General features: G+C 60.0%; 16 protein-coding genes and 13 tRNA genes. 21 read left to right on the forward strand and 8 right to left on the reverse strand.

The annotated features are described in order from the left end of the window. The first annotated feature begins 71 nt into the window (after nucleotides 1-71). Complete coding sequence (locus FPL22_RS13050; protein WP_144230852.1) at nucleotides 72-1,055, forward strand: aldo/keto reductase; 984 nt, start codon at nucleotides 72-74, stop codon at nucleotides 1,053-1,055. Between the two features lie 258 nt (nucleotides 1,056-1,313). Further along, nucleotides 1,314-1,778 (forward strand): hypothetical protein, encoded by a 465-nt coding sequence (locus FPL22_RS13055; RefSeq protein ID WP_144230853.1) that lies wholly within the window; start codon nucleotides 1,314-1,316, stop codon nucleotides 1,776-1,778. Nucleotides 1,779-1,814: 36 nt separating this feature from the next. Here the strand turns inward: FPL22_RS13055 and FPL22_RS13060 are convergent, their stop codons facing one another. From FPL22_RS13060 to FPL22_RS13095, 8 genes are all read right to left on the reverse strand, one after another. Then, nucleotides 1,815-3,089 carry a porin family protein gene (locus FPL22_RS13060; protein ID WP_144230854.1) on the reverse strand — a complete coding sequence of 425 codons (1,275 nt, stop codon included), beginning with the start codon at nucleotides 3,087-3,089 and terminating at the stop codon, nucleotides 1,815-1,817. 81 nt (nucleotides 3,090-3,170) lie between these two features. Continuing rightward, nucleotides 3,171-4,463 carry a hypothetical protein gene (locus FPL22_RS13065; protein WP_144230855.1) on the reverse strand — a complete coding sequence of 431 codons (1,293 nt, stop codon included), beginning with the start codon at nucleotides 4,461-4,463 and terminating at the stop codon, nucleotides 3,171-3,173. Nucleotides 4,464-4,479: 16 nt separating this feature from the next. Beyond that, nucleotides 4,480-5,811 (reverse strand): hypothetical protein, encoded by a 1,332-nt coding sequence (locus tag FPL22_RS13070; RefSeq protein ID WP_144230856.1) that lies wholly within the window; start codon nucleotides 5,809-5,811, stop codon nucleotides 4,480-4,482. Between the two features lie 86 nt (nucleotides 5,812-5,897). Then, nucleotides 5,898-7,214, reverse strand: a complete 1,317-nt coding sequence (locus FPL22_RS13075; RefSeq protein ID WP_144230857.1) for a hypothetical protein — start codon at nucleotides 7,212-7,214, stop codon at nucleotides 5,898-5,900. A 234-nt stretch (nucleotides 7,215-7,448) separates the two neighbouring features. Beyond that, nucleotides 7,449-7,940, reverse strand: coding sequence for a ferritin-like domain-containing protein (locus FPL22_RS13080; RefSeq protein ID WP_144230858.1), 492 nt, complete (start codon nucleotides 7,938-7,940; stop codon nucleotides 7,449-7,451). 374 nt (nucleotides 7,941-8,314) lie between these two features. Then, nucleotides 8,315-9,250, reverse strand: coding sequence for a hypothetical protein (locus FPL22_RS13085; protein ID WP_144230859.1), 936 nt, complete (start codon nucleotides 9,248-9,250; stop codon nucleotides 8,315-8,317). Between the two features lie 197 nt (nucleotides 9,251-9,447). After that, nucleotides 9,448-10,173, reverse strand: coding sequence for an esterase/lipase family protein (locus FPL22_RS13090; RefSeq protein WP_144230860.1), 726 nt, complete (start codon nucleotides 10,171-10,173; stop codon nucleotides 9,448-9,450). Nucleotides 10,174-10,236: 63 nt separating this feature from the next. Next, the gene (locus FPL22_RS13095; protein ID WP_144230861.1) at nucleotides 10,237-11,151 is read right to left on the reverse strand and encodes a LysR family transcriptional regulator; all 915 of its coding nucleotides are present in this window, start codon (nucleotides 11,149-11,151) and stop codon (nucleotides 10,237-10,239) included. 625 nt (nucleotides 11,152-11,776) lie between these two features. On the opposite strand from FPL22_RS13095, the gene FPL22_RS17605 reads away from it, so the two are divergent. The 19 genes from FPL22_RS17605 (at nucleotide 11,777) to FPL22_RS13160 (ending at nucleotide 19,675) form a co-directional block, all read left to right on the forward strand. Further along, nucleotides 11,777-11,851, forward strand: a tRNA-Glu gene (locus FPL22_RS17605). A 7-nt stretch (nucleotides 11,852-11,858) separates the two neighbouring features. After that, a tRNA-Lys gene (locus tag FPL22_RS17610) sits at nucleotides 11,859-11,933 on the forward strand. An 86-nt stretch (nucleotides 11,934-12,019) separates the two neighbouring features. Next, a tRNA-Ala gene (locus tag FPL22_RS13100) sits at nucleotides 12,020-12,095 on the forward strand. 84 nt (nucleotides 12,096-12,179) lie between these two features. After that, nucleotides 12,180-12,268, forward strand: a tRNA-Tyr gene (locus FPL22_RS17615). A gap of 5 nt (nucleotides 12,269-12,273) precedes the next feature. Beyond that, nucleotides 12,274-12,349: transfer RNA gene (locus FPL22_RS13105), tRNA-Ile, on the forward strand. A 7-nt stretch (nucleotides 12,350-12,356) separates the two neighbouring features. Beyond that, nucleotides 12,357-12,431, forward strand: a tRNA-Met gene (locus tag FPL22_RS13110). Between the two features lie 10 nt (nucleotides 12,432-12,441). Beyond that, nucleotides 12,442-12,516, forward strand: a tRNA-OTHER gene (locus FPL22_RS17620). 48 nt (nucleotides 12,517-12,564) lie between these two features. Then, a tRNA-Phe gene (locus tag FPL22_RS13115) sits at nucleotides 12,565-12,639 on the forward strand. A gap of 1 nt (nucleotide 12,640) precedes the next feature. Then, nucleotides 12,641-12,716, forward strand: a tRNA-Pro gene (locus FPL22_RS17625). 84 nt (nucleotides 12,717-12,800) lie between these two features. Further along, nucleotides 12,801-12,876 (forward strand) — tRNA-Val (locus FPL22_RS13120). A gap of 7 nt (nucleotides 12,877-12,883) precedes the next feature. Continuing rightward, nucleotides 12,884-12,967: transfer RNA gene (locus tag FPL22_RS13125), tRNA-Leu, on the forward strand. Nucleotides 12,968-13,320: 353 nt separating this feature from the next. Continuing rightward, nucleotides 13,321-13,395 (forward strand) — tRNA-Met (locus FPL22_RS13130). Nucleotides 13,396-13,549: 154 nt separating this feature from the next. After that, nucleotides 13,550-13,623 (forward strand) — tRNA-Thr (locus FPL22_RS17630). A gap of 581 nt (nucleotides 13,624-14,204) precedes the next feature. Further along, a complete protein-coding gene (locus FPL22_RS13135) occupies nucleotides 14,205-14,840 on the forward strand; it encodes an HNH endonuclease (RefSeq protein WP_144230862.1) in 636 nt (211 codons plus the stop codon). 90 nt (nucleotides 14,841-14,930) lie between these two features. Beyond that, the gene (locus tag FPL22_RS13140; RefSeq protein ID WP_144230863.1) at nucleotides 14,931-15,629 is read left to right on the forward strand and encodes a sigma-70 family RNA polymerase sigma factor; all 699 of its coding nucleotides are present in this window, start codon (nucleotides 14,931-14,933) and stop codon (nucleotides 15,627-15,629) included. 113 nt (nucleotides 15,630-15,742) lie between these two features. After that, nucleotides 15,743-16,231: a hypothetical protein gene (locus tag FPL22_RS13145; RefSeq protein ID WP_144230864.1), complete on the forward strand. Its 489-nt coding sequence runs from the start codon at nucleotides 15,743-15,745 to the stop codon at nucleotides 16,229-16,231. Between the two features lie 264 nt (nucleotides 16,232-16,495). Further along, complete coding sequence (locus tag FPL22_RS13150; RefSeq protein WP_238991415.1) at nucleotides 16,496-18,022, forward strand: RtcB family protein; 1,527 nt, start codon at nucleotides 16,496-16,498, stop codon at nucleotides 18,020-18,022. A 63-nt stretch (nucleotides 18,023-18,085) separates the two neighbouring features. Beyond that, complete coding sequence (gene mauJ / locus FPL22_RS13155) at nucleotides 18,086-18,907, forward strand: methylamine utilization protein MauJ (RefSeq protein ID WP_144230866.1); 822 nt, start codon at nucleotides 18,086-18,088, stop codon at nucleotides 18,905-18,907. Between the two features lie 15 nt (nucleotides 18,908-18,922). Continuing rightward, nucleotides 18,923-19,675 (forward strand): hypothetical protein, encoded by a 753-nt coding sequence (locus FPL22_RS13160; protein ID WP_144230867.1) that lies wholly within the window; start codon nucleotides 18,923-18,925, stop codon nucleotides 19,673-19,675. The last annotated feature ends 13 nt before the right edge of the window (nucleotides 19,676-19,688 follow it).

The raw sequence follows: 19,688 nt of genomic DNA on the forward strand, positions 1-19,688 counted from the left end.
CAAGGGTGAGATCGCGGGGCAAAGGCTCCGCGCACTTGCCACGCAACGACGGGCCCGCAGCGTGGGCGTTCATGAATACCCGCCCCTTTGGTAGAACTGGACGCAGCGTCAGCGAAATCGGTCTCGGCACCTGGCAACTGGGAGGCGGGTGGGGCGAGGTCACTGATGCGACCGCGCTTGATACCCTGCGTGCGGCGTATGACAAAGGCGTCACGTTTTTTGACACGGCCGATGTCTACGGCGGCGGGCGCAGCGAGACGTTGATCGGACAGTTTATCCGCGAGCAACCGGCGGCGCGCGAAACGGTGTTTATTGCGACGAAACTCGGACGCAATAACTGGCCCAACGGATTCACACGTGATCAAGTGCGCGGCTTCACCGAGGCTTCGCTGCAGCGCTTGGGCGTCGATGCGCTCGATCTCACCCAGCTGCACTGCATCCCTCCTGATGTGCTCAAGCGCGGCGAGGTTTTGACCTGGCTCGAAGAGCTCAAGCGCGAAGGGAAAATCAAGGCCTACGGCGCGAGCGTCGAGGCGATGGACGAAGCGCTCTTCTGTGTGGAGCAGGGCGGCTGCACGTCGCTGCAAATCATCTTTAACGTGCTTCGCCAGAAACCGATTTCCACGTTGTTCGCCGCGGCGAAAGCGAAGCAAGTCGCGCTCATCGTGCGACTGCCGCTGGCGAGTGGTTTGCTCGGAGGCAAGATGACGAAGCAAACGGCGTTCAAGGCCGACGACCACCGGCTCTTCAACCGCGATGGCCAGCACTTCAATGTGGGTGAGACCTTTTCGGGTCTGCCCTTTGAAAAAGGCGTGGAACTCGCCGACGCGCTCAAGTCGCGGGTGCCGGCCGGCGTATCGATGGCGGCGTGGGCGCTGCGCTGGTGCCTCGATTTCGAGGCGGTCACGGTGGTGATTCCCGGCGCGCGTAATCCCAAACAAGTAGCGGACAATGTCGCCGCCGCGGCCTTGTCCCCGCTCGGAGCCGCGATGCACGCCGACCTAGCCGCGTTCTACGAAAGCGAAGTCGCCGCGCACATCCGCGGCCTGTATTAACCAACAGGCAACCTTCGCGTTTTTGCCGGTTTTGAGGACTAAGCCCTGGGCCAGTTTGTAACTTATTAAGTTACAAACTGGCCCGGGCGCCTGATTGAGAAACTGAGTCGGGTCTGAGCGGCCGGTGAACAGGGCAAGCCTTGGGTGGGGCCGAGGCTGCTGGTCAGACTTGACGTTTATCGGACCGGTTGGCGTTCGCTTTGGGGTGTTGCGCGGGTCAAGGTCCCGGTTATGCGCTTTCCCCTTCGTCTGCTTGCCGTGGTTCTTTTTTCTGTTCTGGGACTGACTGCGGTTCGTGCAGTCGAGACTTACAAGACCGGCGATACGCTTGAGGCGTTCACCGTAACCGATGCGAAAGGCGCGACTTTTGCCTACGAACCGGGCAAACTCGCGTATTTGATTGTCAGCTACGAGATGTCGCCTGGGAAAGTCGTCAACGGCTTCCTGGCGAAACAGCCCGCCGACTTTCTGGACGCGAATCGTGCGGCCTTCATGGCGAATATTTACGGCATGCCGGCGATCGGACGTTTCTTCGCGTTGCCCAAAATGGCGAAATATCCACATCGCATCTTGCTCGCCGATTCCGAGACCTTGCTCGCGCGTCATCCCGTGAAGGAGGATCGTGTGACGGTGTTTTCCCTGGACGCTAAGGGCGTCATCACCGGTATCCGCCAGCTCGATCCGCAGAAGGAACTGGGTCAGCTATTCAGCCCGACGAAGTGATCTGCTGCGCCCGGCGCGCATGCATGGTGAACGCGTTCAGAATACGCGGCGCACGCCGAGGCTGACCTGCAGACGCGTGTATTCGCGGCCGGGTTTTCCGGCGACGACGGAGTCGCTCCATTCGCGGATGAACTCGAGATCGAGTTTGGTCTTCGGTCCGAGCGAACGCGTGATGTCTAGCGTGCCGGTGTAGATCCAGTCGAAGCGCTGGCTGGTGGTTGCGCTGTAATCGCGGTTGTCGCCCGTCTGCACGTCGGCGGCGAGCGACGCGCTCCACAGCGGATTGAGCACGTGTTTCCAGAGCAGGTTGCCGGTGGTGTTTTGGTAGGCGCCGCGTCCGCCTGAGCTGAGCCATAGATAATCTTTGAACGTAAGGGCAACCGTATCGGTTTCGCGCGGAGTCCAGGTCGCGGCACCTTCGATATAACGTGCGCTGCGCGTGCGATCAAAACCTGCGGCGACATCGCGTTCGTAGTGGCGGAAGTCGGGCCCTCCGAGCGCATGCAATGTGAGGTTGCGTGTGGGTTTGCCTTCCGCGCCGACGAGGATGCGTGTGAGCGTATTGGAGTATTGGAGAGGGTTTCCGAGGTAGGCGCCCTGGTGTTGCCCGCCGGTGCGCACGGCGGCAATGAAGGCAAAATCTTTTTTGATGTAATGGCCGGCATCGAAACCTGCCGACCACTCGGAGCGGTCCACATAGTTCGCGTAGCCCGGCACGGCGGAGTGACGGGAGTCGAAATCGTTTGCGGTGTAGTCGCCGATGGCGCGCACGAAGCCGGTGTCGACGGCGCGAGTGAGCGTGCCGCCTAGCTTTGTATTCAATTGGTCGCGACGTGATCGAACGGAGGCGCCACCGATGGCGGGCGTGCCGCCGGTGTGACCGAATACAGGCGAGTCACGGGAGCCATCAACAAGGAGGATGCTGCCTTTGGTTTGATAACTCCATGCGTTGATGCGGCCGTGTGCACCCAAATCAATGCGGTGGTCATCGTGGTTTTCCGACGAGAATGCGTCGTAGCGAACCAACTCGGGCGAGTAGCCAAGGTTGCACTCGAAGGCCGGTGACAGATGCCAGCTTGCCTCGATGCCGACACCAGCGCGCGAGAACCACGAGCCGGCGCGATCAGGGACGGCCCCCGGCACAATCAACGGCGCGCGGTCCTGCAGGAAGACATTGTCGTCGTAGCCTGCGCGGGCGGTGAGCGAAGTGTTGATCGACCATGTTGTCGGCGTAGCGGTCGTGGTCTCGGCACTGAGCGCGGAGGATGAGGCAAGAATTGACAGCAATAACAGGCGCGCGGCGGTGCTCATGACACCCGCACATTAATTCATTCGGCGGATTCCCGCCCTGCGTTTCTTGGCGAAGGAGCCGTGGTTTTTGCGCGTCCGTGGTTAACGCGGAATCGAGTGCGTCTGCTGGCTGCCGTCGGTTTTGTATTCGGTCACGTTGCCCTGATCGAGTGACTTGATCCACTGGCCGTGGCGTTTGAGGTAGGCGGCGGCGGCTTCGGAACCGAGTTGAGCGGTGAGTTGATCGCGGGTTTTTTTCGCGATGGCTTTCAGGCTTTCCTGTTTGGCTTCGGGCGTGAGATCGGGGCTGCGGACGATCTGCAGGGCGTCGGAAGGAACGCTGTAACGAAGATCGTAAATCTGGGTGGCGGTGCTCTTGGGCAGACTCAATCGATCGGTGAGCGCGGAGAGATTGCGGTATTCGTAGTCCTTGGCGCGGGTGTAGTCGCGGTAACGGTCGGCTCCGAGTTGCTGGGCGAGCTGGGCATCGAGGGCTTTCTGCGCCTCCTGACGTTGCTTCCAGTATTCGGGCGTGGGGTCGGCGGGTTGGGTGGCGAACTGATCGTCAAATTGTTTTTGCAGACCGAAGACGGTGCGGAATTCCTGTTCGGTGGGGCCAAAGGCACTGAGATTGTAGCGAAGGCTGTTCGCAGTCTGGGAGGAGCGCATTTCGTATTCCTGAAGCTCCCCGGGCGTGAGCACGGTTTTGAGCTCGGCGGCTTTCTCTTCGCGCAAATAGCGGATTTTTTCCTCGTCGGAAGGCAGGGCGATTCCGCGGGCCTCGCGCTGGATCTGCGAGATCATGGTGTCGTAGTCCTCGTTGACCTGGCGGAGGAGATCACGCTTCTCCACGGGAACGGGATTGTCGTCGTTGGCGGCGGGCGGAGTGTCGCCGAGCAGTTCACGGCGAAGGGCGTTTTTTTCGCGACGCAAATCAAGCTGGGCGAGACGCTGTTCGAGCGTGGTCGTATCGGTGTAGTAGTTGTTGCGATTCTCCCAGTATTTGCGCTCGGGCTGCGGAGGGCGCAGGGCTTCTTCGCGGGCGCGGAAACGGTCGTTGATCTCGGCGTTGATCAACATGCGGATCTGCCGGTCGGGCAGGCCGGCGGCGCGGAGATTGGCGGTGAACACAGAGAGATCGGCCGACTGGAGGCGCTTCCACGTTTCGAGAGGCGGTGCGTCGGCTGCGGCCGGCACGACCGAGGCGGGCAGCTGCGGCGATGTTGACGCATCTTTGGCGGATGTCGCCGACGAAGGACGCGCGGAGGCGGTGGGGCTGGAGGCCGGATGAGAGGCGTATCCGGAACTTGGTGACGCGGTCCGGACGGCAATGTAGCCGATGAGCGCGGCGTTGGCGGCCAAGGACGTGGCGATGAGCAGGGAGGTGCGTTTCATCGGTGGAGGTGACCTGTCACTTGGTGGCAGGCTTCTTCGGTTCCTTGGGGAGGGCCTTGGTTTCCCAGCCGGTGGCGTCTTTGCGGAAGGTGATGGTATTGCCCTTCTCCAGTTCCTTAAGCCAGCCCATGCCGTTGTTCTTGAAGTAGGCTTCGGCGCCTTCGTTGCCGAGGGCGGAGCGCACTTGGTCGCGCGTGCGGGACGCGAGGGCGGCGAGGGCTTCCTTTTTCTGATCGGTCGCGAGATTGGTGTTGGCGGCGATTTGTTCAACGGAAGCGCTGGCCGTGTCGCGCAAGGCGTAGAGGCGTGTGGGTGTGTCGGCGGGCAACTCCAGGCGGCGGGTGGCGGCTTCGAGCTGTTGGTAATCGTTTTCCTGATTGCGGAGGGAATCGGCGTAACGCTGTTCGCCGAGCATGGACTTGATTTGCTCCTGAAGCTGTTTCTCGGCGGCCTGGCGTTCCTTCCAGTAGTTCTGGTCGCGCGGAGGCTGTTCGCTGTAGCCGTAGGGGTCGTTGTTGCGCGGGTTGTATTTTTCGTCGAACGCCTTTTGCAGCGGGAAGATGGCGAGGTATTCCGCCTCGGTGGCGTCATACTGGGTCATTTTCCAACGGAGCTGCTGGGCGGTGTTGGACATGCGCAGATCGTAGTCTTGGCGCTCCTCGGGCGTCATGAGTGCTTCGATATCGCGCTTTTGCTCTTCCTGGAGAAAGCGAAGTTTTTCGACATCGGAGGCGAGGCGGAAGCCCTGCATGTCCTGCTGCACTTCGCTCATGAGTTCCTGATAATCCTGCTGGATATCTTGCAACGACTGGCGTTTTTCGGGCGCAAGGAAAGACAGCCGCTGATCCTGCCAGCGGTTCTGATTCACATCGGGGCCGAGCAGGCGTTCGGTTTCGTCGCGGACCTCACGTTGGAGGCGGCGGGACTCGTCGCGCTGGGCCTTGGTCATGCCGCCGTTCCAGCGGTTTTGCTGGCTGCGGTCCTCCTTCCACCACGGTTTGTTGGGATCGGGATTTTGCTGGGGGTTGAGGGCTTTGAAACGAGCTTCGTAAGTTTTCCAGATACGCATCTGCACGATGGAGCGCACCATGTCTTCGGAGAAACCGGCGGCGCGGAGAAAATCACGAAGCGTCTCGGAGTTGCCGGAGTTGAGTGACTCGACCAGTTCGGGGGAGAGTTTGAGCGAGGAAGCCGGGCCGGTGGAGCGCGCAGTGGTGGAGATTGAGGCGGTGGATGCGCGAGGCGATAGGGATGCCTCCTGCGCTGCGGAACGCTGGCGAAGGGAGGCGGTGACGAGCGCAGCGTTGGCAACGAGCGAGGCGACGAGGACGAGGGGTAGCGCTTTCATGGAGGGGACGGTGACGAGGCAGTTTGTAACTTATTAAGTTACAAACTGGGTTGAGGCGGAGGGTGCGCGGCGGCAGTGCGCGCAGGTCAGGGCTTGGTGGCGGGGGGCGAGGGGGTGGTTTTTTTCTTGGGGGTGGAGAGGCCGGATTTGCTGCTCTGTTGCTGGCCGTTTTCGCTGAAGGTGATGACCTGACCTTGCTCGACATTGTTCAGCCAGGTCATGCCGCTTTTTAAATAAACTTCGGCCGCCTCGGCGCCTAGGCTGGAACGCACTTGTTCGCGGGTGCGGGTGGCGAGATCGGCGAACGCTTGTTTCTTCTGCTCCATGCCGAGGCTTTCGTTGTCGGCGATGCGTTGGGATTCGACGGAAACAGTATCACGCAGGTTGTAAACCTGCTTGGCGGTTTCGGGTGGCAACGAGAGGCGTTTGGTCGCGGAGGTGAGTTGCTGATATTCGTAGTTCTGCGAGCGCACGTAGTCGGCGTAACGTTCGGGGCCGAGGGAGGCTTTGATTTGTTCGGTGAGGAGTTTTTCGGATTCCTGACGCTTCTTCCACTCTTCGGGACTTTGGGGATTGCTGGGATTGCCGTAGGCGTCGGTTTGCTGCGAGTCGTCGAAGGTCTTTTGAAGGCTGAAGATTTTGCGATACTCGTCTTCGCTGCCGTCGAACTTGGTCATTTTCCAGCGGAGCTGCTGGGCGGTGTTGGACATGCGCAGTTCGTAATCGGCGAGTTCCGCGGGCGTGAGAATGGCGGCGAGGTCGCGCTTTTGCTCCTCTTTGAGGAAGCGGATTTTTTCGGTGTCGGACGGGAGTGTGAAGCCCTGCATGTCCTGCTGCACTTCCTGGATGAGGTCCTGATAATCCTGTTCGATCTCCTGGTAGTCTTTGCGTTTCTCTTCGGGGAGAAAACTGAGGCGGGTATCCTGCCAGCCGTAGCCGTAGTTGTCTTTGTTGGGACCGAGGACGCGGGTCGATTCGTCGTTGGCCTCACGTTGGAGGCGGCGCATCTCGGAGCGCTGCTCGCGGCTCATGTTGCCATACCAGTTATTCTGGTCGTTTTTCCACCACGGTTTTTCGGGGTCGGGCTTGGGCTGGAGAGCCTTCATGCGATCGCGGTAACGACCCCAGATGGCGGTGCCGACCATGGTGCGCACGGTTTCATCGGGCAGGCCGGCGGAGCGGAGCAGATCGCGAAGGGCCTCAGGATCGTTGGCCTTGAGCGCGCTGACGATATCGGTCGAGGAAGCGGCCGGTTTGGTGGAGGGCTTGATGCCGGTCGTGGCGGAGTGCGACGGTGACGAGGTAGTCGTTTCGTCAGGGGAGGCCGTCCGGCGAAGCGTCACGGTGACGAATGCGGCATTGGCGACGAGCGAGGCAACCAGCAAGAGGGGCAGCGCTTTCATAGGGTGCGCAAGTTGCACCCAAAGACCACGGGAGCGGCAAACCTTTTGCGTGATTTAGTTTCAGCGCACGGACGCTTTGCTGACCACCGGCAGCGCGGTCGGAAGTTTGTCACTTATTAAGTTACAAACGGGTTTGTGGTGGAGGTTAAGAAGAGAGATTGAGGCGATGAGAAGGGGCGGTGTGCCCGCGCGGGATCGGACCGCGCGGGGCGTGAGGGATTTTGATCGGGCCACTTATTCCGCGAGGGCGGTTTTGTTCACGACCGCGGCGACGGCGGTCAGCTTTTTGTCGGCGGCGCCTTCTTCATCGAGGGTGGTCTGCAGGATCTTCGCGACTTCGTTTTCGCCGAGGGTGCGGGCCAAGGCACGCACGGTGCCGTAGGCGGCGATTTCATAATGCTCGATGCGTTGTGCGGAGCCGATGATCTGCGCGTCACGCACAGCGGACTTTTCTTTTTCCTCGAGGGCTTCTGAGCCTTCTTCGATGAGGCCCTTCATGGCGGGGCAGACCTTGGCCTTCGCGGGTTCGTCGAGGAGTTTGAAGATTTCCTCAAGACGGGCGACATGCTCTTTGGTTTCCTCAAGGTGGGCGGTGAGGCCGGCTTTGAGATTTTCGTCTTGTGCGGCCTTGGCCATTTTGGGCAGGGCTTTGACGAGTTGTTTTTCGGCGTGATAGAGATCTTTGATCTCATCGATAAGAAGCTCCTTCAGTGATTCAGTGGACATGGTGTTTTTATTTGGATGGTTCAGGTCATCGCCTCGACGTGAGGGGATGCGTTCGTCGGGAACGACCGTGGCCGGTGCAGCCCGTTCCGGAGGTTTTCGGTCAGCGTTCACGAACCGAACAGGCACCGATGAAAGCAGGGGAATCTTACCTAGGGGAGTGGGGAGAACCCTACGATGGTCGCGGTGGAGAAAGTGAATCACTTGGCGAAAAAGTGAGCCCGGTCGAAAGACCGGGCTCACGTGAAGCGAAGCACAAGTTAAGTTAAGTGTAGCAGGAAAGAAGCAGGGGCGAATGCGCGGGTCGTTATCGAGTGATGGGACGACGTGGCATTTCGCGGTGGTTGGACTGTTTTTCTCTGCTGTATTTTAACTAATTAAACGCGGCGCACATCATCTTCGCTGCAGCGGCAGGAGGCGCCGCACTTGCCTGCAATGGAGCTGACGACAGCGCCGAGGAGGAACGCGATGAAGGTCCAGATGGCGGCGTGTGCGAGAGCCTTCGAGGCTTTTTCGGCCGCTTCGCGGGCCTTCACCTCGGCCTTTTCCTTGGCGGCGGCGAGGTCGGACTTCAGGCGCTCGTAAGACGTGGTCCATTCAGAAACGAGGCGGTTGGCGTCGGCTTCGTTCATGCCGCCTTGCTCGACGAGCGCACGCGTGACGGCGGCGCGGGTGTCGGCTGCGTTCACGTCATTGCCGGGGGTAAACAACTTGGTGACGGCATAACCGATCTCGCGGCGGGCGCGGGTGGTCTTGGCGGCGTTGTCCTTGTCGGGGCGGGAGTCCATGGCTTCATCAAGGAAGCTCTTCACCGTGTCCTGGTTTTGTTGGAGGGCATCCTTGGCCAGATCCGTCGCGCCTGAAGCGGCGGCGGCCACGGGCTTGGCGGCGAGTTGAACGCCCTGGCCGACGACCTTGGCGGCGCCGCCGATGGCGAGACCGAGCGAAGACGTCGCGAATACAAAAACGGCGATGGTAGCGAGGCTCCACACGAGAAAGCCGTGCAAACAACCGCTATGCTTGGAGCCATTGGGCACAAAGCGACCGGCGACCCAACCGCCGACTCCAAGGGCGATCAAGGCGCTCACGCCCCACGCGATGGCGGCGCTCAAGCTGAAGGCGGCGAAGGGGTTTTCATCGGTGATGGGATCGACCATGCCGGCACCCACGCCGATGCCGAGCAAGGTGAGCAGGAGGTGCACGGCGAGACCGGCGACGGTGCCGGCGATAATCGCGCGCCAGGAAAGGGAACGATAGAAGGGGATTCGCACTTCGTTGGAAGCGGTCAGAGGAATGCCGTTTTCAGTGATCATATGGTTTTGGGTTTTGGTGTTCGTGGGCAGAGATGCGCCAGGGGCGTTCTCTGTAGCTTGCACCCCGCAACCTTAGTGATTAATGAATATAACTCATATCAGGCGGTTTCTGTAGTGACACCTCCGGCACCCTCCGCCGCTCATGGGGGAGCACACCCAAAACCCAGTAAGGGTTTCTTCCGGACCCTCGCTGGCCCTTACGACGAAGAACGGGCGATGAACTGTCCGGTGCGCAGGAAGGCGCGAACTTCTTTGATCACAGATCTGCGCCACATGAGCCAAGTGTGGGAGTGCGGGACGGTGAGGTGGGCGGACTCGCCTGATACGTGGGTGGAAGCGACGGTCACTTTGCCGTCATCAGGCCCGGCGAGCCACGTGGAAAAAAGCGGGTTGAGCGAACGGTTGCCGGCGATGATGCCGACTTCGACGGAGGAGGGAAGGGGGCCGAGGGACTTTGGAAGGGAATCGTGCGTAGTGCCGAGTTGGATACCGGCGGGGCCGTTAAGCCGGCGGTAGAGCGACCAGGTGCGGAGGCGGTCAACGAGTTCGCTGCCGGTGTTGGGCGGGGCGAGCATTACGACGCGGCCGAGGTTGGCCGGCGTGCCGTGATCGTGGAGGTATTGGCGCACGAGAATTCCACCCATTGAATGCGTGACGATGTGGATGCGGGTGCCGGCAGCGGACGGTGTTGTGTTGGCGAAGATCGGCCCGAGGGTGGCCTCGGAGAGCGTGCGAATGTCGGCGCGTTGCGAAGGGTAGGCGAGGTTGTGGACCGCGTAGCCTTCCGCGCGAAGGTCGTGGGCAAGGCGTGCCATCGCGAGCGGACTGCGACCAAGACCGTGCAGGAGCACGACGGTGTCGGCGGCGTGGCAAGCGGTGGAGGCACCAAGCAGTATGCAAAGAAAGCGCAGCGGACGAGGCATGGTAAAATAGTGGAGGTAAAACGTGATGAAGTCAGCCTCTGAAGAGGCGGGTGGGGGCGGCCGTTAAGGCTGTATTTTTAATGCCTTTGCCAAGCGTTGAGCCAAGGGAGTGGCTGTCGGGCGCACTTGCGATGAGCGGCGGCTCCAAACCAAAGAGAGCTTTCTCGTTAGCTGTTTGAGTGGGTCTGCTTTGACCAAAATGTAGGAACTTGCCGGAAGATCGGCCAATGCGAGCGTGGGCAGGATTGCGGCGAAGCCGCCGGCGCGCACGGCGCTTAGGGTCTGCGGGAACGACTGGCAGGCGAGGGCGGGAGCGATCTCCACGTTCAGATCGGCGGCGATCTTTCGCAGGCGTTGGGTGAACTGGCCGTCGGCAGTTTGTGCGGCGAGCGGCATTCCACCCAACACATCCTTTAACGTAGGCGCTTTTCCCCGACCGATGAGGGTCTTGGGCACGACTGCTACATAGGTGAGTTCACCCAGCTGAGCCGATTCCAACCCGTCAACCAAGGCATCCTGGCGAATGACGCCGAAGTCCACCCGTCCGTCCGCGAGTTGTTGAACGACGTCGTTGGTTCTCAGGCTGGTGGTCGCGAAGCGAACCGCGGGTTTGCTACCGGCCAAAGATCCGAGGCGCGGAATCACCAGCCAGTGAAGAACGCTGTCACCCGAGGCGATCGTGTAGTCGGGGCATTCGCTTCGGCACTCGGTGCGGAAATCCTCGAGTGATCTCAACTGGTTGCGCGCGAGGTCAGCGAGTTTGCGCCCCTGTTCCGTCAGCTTGAGCAACTTGCCCTGACGTTGGGCGACCTCGCAGCCGAAGAATTCCGAGAGTTCCCGCAGCTGGCGGCTGTATTGGCTTTGTCGGATCGGATCTCCCGGCGCGGCCTGCGCAATGCTGCCGGCATCGTGCACTTCCAGCAGCACACGGATGCGATCAAGGGAAAGTCCACGCTCGGAGAATAGTTTTTCAAACATGACTAAAGAATCAGGTATGCAACGGTCAGACGCATGGCAAGTCCGGCGCAGTCTGGTAAAGTGTCGATGTCATCGAAACCGGTGTTTCAAAAAAATCAGGTATCTGCAAAGAGCCTCTTGATTTTTGAACCGCTGGATCCGTTGTAACTCTTCGAACACTTAATCGTCTCAGCCAATTCACATGAACTCCTCACGACTTACATTTAAAGCAGACTTCCTATCAACGGAAGCCATGCGGTCGTGTGCGAATCGAATTAGCGATACGACCATGCGCAATCATACGGGCAGTTATCTACCCGATAGCGCGAATCATTTTGGAAGTGGGGAAACCTGACGCCGAGGACTCTTTGTAGCCTCACGCAGCCCACTTCCTCCCGGAAGTGGGTTTTTTCATGTCAGAAAAGCCGCTTGCGGGACCCCGGGTGAAAACCCGTTTTTCCATATTCCGTAAGCGGCTTCATCGCTGAGCCCAGTCAATCAGCCAACGTCCGCGTGCAAATCCTGCGGCCACTCAATCCCGAGAAATCGGAGAGGGGTGAACGGTAAGAGTTCTTTTTCTTTGTTAACGAAACACGAGCTGCGTCCGAAAGGCGGTAAACGGTGATGCCGGGCGCGTGTTTTTTATGGCCTGTTGGATTATCAGCTAGATCGCCGCTCTTTCACAGCGGAGAAGCGAGGGCGGCACTCGCACAGGCCACCATTTTTTCGGGCCGGTGATGTAATTTTAGCATTTCTCCCTTTTAAGGAGCAGCGTTCGGGCGAAACCCCCGACCGGCCCACCACTTTATTGCGCGTTGCGTGAGCACTCAACGAACCGTCCGCAAAACGGCCCTACATCGGTGGAAATCCGATACGCGCATCCATTTTCGGGGACGTAGCCAACTGAGCACGGCACCTGCCTTGCAAGCAGTTCTATGCGGGTGCAAAGCCCGTCGTCTCCACCATTTTGCCTCGGAGGTGTTTGTAGATACACGCCAGTCTTCCAAACTGGATTACGCGGAGCGTTACCGCGCCGGGGCACCCTATTTCGAGGCGTGGCCGAGCACCCAATGGCACCGCGCTGTAAACGCGACGATCCTTGTGATCTTCGTTGGTGAAAATCCAACCGCCTCGACCAAGTTTGGCCGTGTAGTTCAATCAGTCAGAACACGCGCTTGATAAGCGCGAGACGCCGGGGCGGAACCGGACGCGGCCACCACTTTTTTTGGCCGGGTAGAGTAATGGTAACTCGACAGCCTCATAAGCTGTAGCTGGTGGTTCGATTCCATCCCCTGCATCCAATTTTTAAATACGTCATAGATGCCCTAGCGGGCGGTCTGGTTTCCAAATCCGGACGGGAAGGTGCGATTCCTTCATGACGTGCCACTTTGCCGGGACGCAGCGACAAGTCACAGCGCGCCGGCTTCAATCTTCGGAGGTTTGGTGAATTCAGTATCACGGCTGGTTGAAACCCAGTAGTGCCCGGCGCGAATCCGGGAGCCTCCGCCAGCGGAACGTAGCCTAGAAGTTCAGGCACTCGCCTTGGGAGCGAGATCACGAGTGTGCAAATCACTCCGTTCCGACCATTTTTTGTGAGCGAGGAACAACAGCATGTTCACCTCTCTGTCTAAGAGGAAATAAGCGGGGGCGGCACCCGTCGTTCACGCCATTCTCGGTTAGTTCAGCAGCCAGAACGGCAGTTTTACATACTGCGCGTCGGGGGTGCGAGTCCCCCACCGAGAACCAACATTTTGCCGGCATGGTGGAATAGCATACACAGCAGTCTCAGAAACTGCCGTCGCAAGACATGGAGGTGCAACCCCTCCTGCCGGCACCAGCACTCATTCCCGAGTGGCAGACAAGCAATGCAGCGCACTGTTAATGCGCGGTCGAAAGACCTATGGTGGAGCGTTACCACCCTCGGGAGCCATTTTGGTGCGCAAGCATTAGCAGTGATGCTTCCGGCTCTTAATAGGAAGACCCCGGTGCGAATCCGGGGCGCACCACGGGAGGCGGTCCAGCGACCACGAGGCTTTCATAAGGCCACGTAGCTGAGTGCGACACTCAGGCTTCCCACCAGTTTACGCCGACAACGCATAGAGAGCGATGCACTGCCTTGGTAAGGCAGACAGGAGGGCGCACATCCCTCTGTTGGCTCCAATTTTCGGGCACAGCCGCCCGGCAACGTTTGGCTCGGTAGCTTAATTTCAGAGCGAAGGACTCATAATCCTTGGGGTGCCGGTGAGAGTCCGGCCCGAGCCACCAGTTTGGTCTGTAAGCGTAGTCAGCGACGCACGCCTTTCGTAAAGGCGAGAGCGGGGAGCATTGCCCCGACGGACCTCCATTTCATGCGGTCACTGAGGGCGGCGACAGGAGAAATCTTCCTGCGTCAGCGACCTGAGCCGCGTGATCAATTTTCGCTTCCGTAGTTCAACAGCAGAACGCCGCCCTTGTAGCGCGGATGCGCTGGGGCGGCACCGGCCGGAAGCTCCATTTCGGATGTGTCCGATAAAAACCGGCACATCCTTTCAGGTGCGTAGCTCAACAGCAGAGCATTGCGTTGTGACCGCAAGGACCCCGGGGCGGCACCGGGCCACCTGACCATTTTGCGCGACTCGGCAATAGACAGTCACCCGCCTTGCGAAGGCGGATCAGTCCCGGTGCAACTCCGGGGTCGCGCACCACTCTCCCTTCGTGGTGTAACGCACAGCACGGCTCGGTTCTAACGAGTTTGGTCAGGGTTGAACTCCCTGCGAAGGGTCCACCTTGGAAGGTGAACCGGACGAGGTCTGGCGCTGTTTGCTAAACAGACGGGCCGGAGAAATCCGGCTTTGGGGCAGGACCAGCACCTTCCGCCATCTTGGGGTGTGATTGCCAAATAAACCAGTCCATCGCTGGCGGCTCTGCGAGGGAGGCGAGAAAGGCTGCTGGGCCGGCGTTGCCCTCGGCGGCACGGGCCGCTGGCCCGCCTCCGCCTCAGTCGCCTTGGCCGAGCCCCCTTCTCGCTCCCGCTGGCCCGGCCTATTTAGCAAGCACACCCCTAACAAAGAAAAAGACTCTTCATCCCTTTTCGTATGATCACTGACATCCTTAACAAGCCCATCGTCCTGTCGCTCAACCGCGCCTGGCAGATCATCGGCCATCGCACCGTCAAACAAGCCCTCGTGGCCCTCAACGGAGGTGGTGACGGCGTTCCGCCCGCGCTCGGCCTCGACATCGCGTATCCTAAAACCGATGACGGCGGGTGGAACTTTGATCGTCCACTTTTCCTCAACCCGCTTCCTTGGAGCGAGTGGGTCAAGCTGCCGGTCCGTGAGTTCGACTTCGCGGTTTCCACCCCGAAGCTGCGCATCCGCGTGCCTACGGTCATGGTCGCCACGCACTTTGCCCGTATGCCCGTGCGCATCCCGAAGCTCACGCGCGATGCGATTTTCGAGCGTGATGAGGGTGTTTGCCAATACACCGGCGAACGCGTCGGCAGGACCGGCGGCAATCTCGACCACGTGGTCCCTCGCGACCGCGGCGGACGCGATTCATTCGAGAATCTCGTCTGGGCCAAGCGGGAGATCAACTCCCTCAAGGCCAACCGTCTTCCCCACGAAGCCGGCCTCCGGTTGCTGCGTCGTCCCAAGGCACCGCTCCCGCTCCCCGTCTCCGCGACCGTTCGCGAGGCGCAACATCCCGACTGGCGACACTTCCTTGCTCATTAACTGCGGCCCGCAGGCAGGGAAGTCGCCGGGTTCGATTCGTCGAATGCCCGAAAACTTCCTGTGGGCCGCTTCTCCTTTTTTGTGATTTGTATGTCTCCAGTTTCTCCCGTGCTCACCGATTTCATCGACTTGGTCGATGTTGCGCTGGCCACGATCTCCCGCAGCCTGCCGGATTATGTCGGGCGCGACGACCTCGCGTCCGTCGGCAAGCTCGCGCTTATTTCCGCGCTCGCCCAATGCAACGGCTCCACCGATGAGGTGCGTGCCTACTGCTTTGTGCGTGTTCGTGGCGCGATGCTCGACGAACTGCGCCGCCTCGACCCGCTTTCGCGTCGTGACCGCGGCCGCATGAAAGCGGTCGGCGCTGCGACCGCCGTTTTGGGCGCACGCCTTGCCCGTGTGCCAACGCTGCAAGAAATCGCCAACGTCGCTCAGCTTCCCGTCTCCGACGTGATCGCGGTCCAGCTCGCAACCGCGCTCGCCGCAGATGCCACCGCCTTCGAGTGGGATGCGTTGCCCGACATGGAGGCGATTTCGCCCGACGAAGCCGCCGACGTGGAAGACCTCGGCGCGAGCCTGCGCGTTGCATTGACGCGCCTGCCCGCCAACCAGGCGCTAGTCCTGCGCCGCTACTACCTTGAGGACGCCCTGCTCGACGACATCGCCGGCGAGCTCGGCGTGTCGCGCGAGCGCGTTCGCCAGATCCGCGAAGCCGGGGAGAAAAAACTCCGCGCCGACTTCGTCGTGCTCGGCCTCTGGCAATCGTTCTTCAGCCGCGACGGGGAATAAGCCCCCTCCGCAGCCGATAACCAATTATGACTGAATAGTCATATATACTGCTCCCTACGCTCTACCTGCTTCTTCTGAAATCCGCTAATCTCTGCCTCAACAAACCAAGCATTATGAAAACCATCACTCTCTCCCACGCCCTTAAGCACAAGAACCGTCTCGCCGGTGAAGTGGCCCGTCTGCGCGAAATCGTGCAGCGCGAAAATTCCCGCAAAGATACGCAGGCGATTCGCGCCGACGTGCGAGCCGCCTTCGATGAGAACGTAACCCGTTCCCGCGAACTAGCCGCCTTCAAGGGCGCGATCGCCGCAGCCAACGCCGGAATCACCGGAACGGATCTCGGTATCTACGGAAAGCTCAACCTCCAGGCTGAGATCCGCGGCCTGATCGCGTTCATCAAGGCACTCAACACCCGCGAAGGCGAAGTGGTTGAGCAGGTCGGATTCCTGAGCCGCGACGAAGCAATCCGAACCGTGTTTATCGCTGTGATTACGCGCGACGAAGTGGACCGACTGACGGTCGCCTTCCAGAACGAGATCGAGCGTCTTCAGGACGAAATCGATGAGTTCAACGCCATCACGCGTATTCCTCTTTCCGCTTAATTCACTTTCGGGCCCGGCTTGAACAACGACTCATAGACGCAGGAATGCAGGACATCTTCGGATGTCCTTTTGGACGCTCCCCTCAACAAGGACGTCCATCCCACAACGATATCGACCTGATTGTTAACCGTCATCGTTCATCGTCTCAAAAATCAAAAGTCACACTTCAAGGCTCAAACCTTTGAACCACCTGTATCTATTGGTTCACGTTCAGGCCGGTGTCCCGATCACCTTTTTCTCTCTTTCTTCCCTTTTTATATGACCATGGAAATCAAAGCCCGCGACCTGATCGCGGCCGGTTGGCTTGAGGGCCGCCGCCTTGGCTCGGTTCTCCGCCGCGCCCGCGAACTCGACGCCACCGGCCTCGACCGCGCACTCGTTTTTGCCCAGCTCGAACAGGAGTTCCCGATGCTGCCGCCGCCCATCGCCCCGCGCGCCGTCGCCGCTCCGCTCGCGGAGGCTGTTGAAGCCGATACCGCTGAGGAGACAGATAACGTAGCCAAGTCGCGCGCCCGCATCCAAGAACTGCTCCACGTGCCCGTGGTGCAGCGCGGCGTGCTGATGCCCGACACCTGTCCGGCCGGTGGAGGCACCGCGACGATTCCCGTGGGCGGAGCTATTGCCGTGGAAAACGCCATCATCCCCGGCGCCCATTCGGCGGATATCTGCTGCTCGATGTTCGCGACGTTTTTCGACGCCAATCACCCGATCGGCGAGATGATGGATCACCTCCAGAAAATCACGCACTTCGGCGCGGGCGGACGTCCGCGCGGCAAGCAGTTCGCCTCGGCCGTGCTCGACGAGCCGGTGTGGGACAACCCGTTTCTTTCCGGCCTGCGCAGCCGCGCCCAGGATTTCCTCGGCACGCAGGGTGACGGCAACCACTTCGCTTACGTCGGTCATATCCAGTTTGCCGAGGAGCAACGCGTTGCCATCGAGGCGGCGGGTTACACCGAGCTGGCCGAGTGGATTACGCGCCGCGACGGTAAGTTCAGCGTGCTCGTTACGCACCACGGTTCTCGCGGACTCGGCGCGGACCTCTACAAACGCGGCCAGATTGCTGCGCGCCGTTGGTGCGACGAGAATGCCCAGGGCATCCCGGATGCCGCCGTGTGGTTGCCTGCGGACACCGACGAGGGACGCGCCTACTGGGATGCGTTGCAATACATCGGTCGTTGGACGCGTGAGAACCACGCGCAAATCCACGCCGCCTTCCTGAGCCGTCTCGGTCAGCGAGCCCTTGTGCAGATTGGCAACGAGCATAACTTTGTGTGGAAACGCGGCGACGTGTTCTTCCACGGCAAAGGTGCGACTCCGGCCTGGCGCGACGAGCAGGGACGCCCGTTGCTCGGACTGATCCCGCTCAACATGGCGCGTGAGATCCTCCTCGTGCTCGGTTCGGACAATACGGATTACCTTTCGTTTTGCCCGCACGGCGCGGGACGTAACATGTCGCGCAGCGCGATGATGCGTCCCTACAAGGATGCGGACGGCGAACTCGATCCGGCGCGTATTCAGCAAGTGCTGGCGGAGACGACGGCAGGGCTGGACATCCGCTGGTATGGCGGAGCACCGGACCTCTCGGAGTCGCCGCTCGGCTACAAAGACGCGACCAAAGTGAAGGCGCAGATCGCCCGCTTCGGCCTCGCGACGGTGGTCGGCGAGATCCAGCCGCAAGGCTGCATCATGGCCGGCGAAGCCCCCGAGCCGCACTGGCAGCGCGCCCGTCGCGAAAAACGCGCCGCGCACAAGAGCGAGCGTCGTGAGGGGCTGGCCGAAACCCAGCAGTAACTTAATCCACTCAGCCCGCACGGCTCCAGCGCCTACGAGCATCCTTAACATCCTTTCCATACAATGATGAAAAACTCCTCCCAATCTTTCCATCTGACCGGTGGCGCATCACTGTCCGTCATGGACAACTGGTTGAATCTTGGCGTGAAAGGCAGCGCGGTATGGCCGGATAAGGAAACCGATGTTCGGTTCGGAGGACACACACTCCATCTCAAGCCTGCTACGCGTGATAATGATCCGTCCATCCACATCAATTTGCGAGGTCTTGCGGAGAATGAAGCTTGGACGCTGATAAATTCATTTCTCAGCTTACTTGCTTGGTGCGATGATCAGCCGATTCAAACTAGAGGATATGGTCTATCGGGCACGATTAAACCATGTGCGGTCGGTAGAGAGACAAGGATGGTGAGCTCCTCGTTTGCGTTTCCGTTTTATCGGAATCTAGAGCCTAGCAAGGATGCGCAGTTGGCGTTAGCGCTTTATCGTGAAGCGAGAACCGTGAACAGCGTGCCGTTTGCATTCCTCAGTTACGTCAAAATCCTCAATATCTCTTGGGTGGACCATATGGTTGGTTCCGGAGAAGCCCGGCACAGGCCCCTAGTTGAAGGTATCCGTGAAACGCTTCCCAAGCTGTCAGATCGGACGGCGATGAGGCGAATTCAGGAACTCCATGAAGCAGGGAACGATGTCCCTACATATCTTTATGAATCGGGACGTTGTGCGGTGGCCCATGCAAATCTGAGCAGCGAGAAAAAGAAGCCCGTGGTAAGCCCAGATGATTTTTCGGACCTTCGGCGCTTATCTGATGACATGCCGGTGGTGAAGGCGATCGCGGAGTATATCATCGAAATCAAAATGAAGGTCTCGAGGTCGATCATGGGTTAAGCTAGAAAGTATTTTATGGGCCTTTCTCTTCACGTCCACGTTCATGCTCCCGCCTCGCTGGATGAAGCGGCGGTGCGGGCAATCGTTGCTCGCTGGCATGGTTTGGCTGAAGGGCTTGCCGCCGAGGGGCGGGTGGATCGGGTGTTTGAGCTGAGCAACGAGACCGCCGACTTGAATCAGTTTGCGACCGGTTGGATTAGCGTGCCCGTTGCCAGCGATCCGGATACTTGCACCGGCGTGACGGTCGCACCTGTCACGGGATGGATTTTTCTCGTTCAACTCGGGAAGGGGAGTGAACCGCTGGTGCTCGGGCTGTGCCGGTATCCGGCCACGGTGAAAGCGCCGGGTGGCGACACATGGCTTTCGTCGGGGAAGGATGAGGGCTGGCACTTTCTCGCGTCCTGCAAAACCCAATATGCGAGCCTGCATGGGTGGGAGCAGTTTCGGCGCTGTCATCTTGCCGCCGTGGATATTGCCCTTGCCGGGGAATCACTCGGTCTTGAGGTGCGGATCGAGGATGAAGGCGGCTATTGGCCGGGTCGAAATGAGGTCGCGTTGCGTGCGGCGGTTGAGCGCATGAATCGCCTGGTCGCCGGTCTGGCTGGTGCACTCAAAGATGCGACGGATGAGGACGGCAAGAGTCCGTCGGTGGAGAGTCCTATTTTGGAGCATCCGGCTTTTGAGCGCCTAGAGGCCGAGGCGCAGGATAGTGAAGACGCGCGTAAACTCAGGGACGCGCTCAATGCCGTTAAGAAAGGGGCTCGTTAAAACGGAGCGGGCG

The organism is Rariglobus hedericola, assembly GCF_007559335.1.
Lineage (GTDB): Bacteria > Verrucomicrobiota > Verrucomicrobiia > Opitutales > Opitutaceae > Rariglobus > Rariglobus hedericola.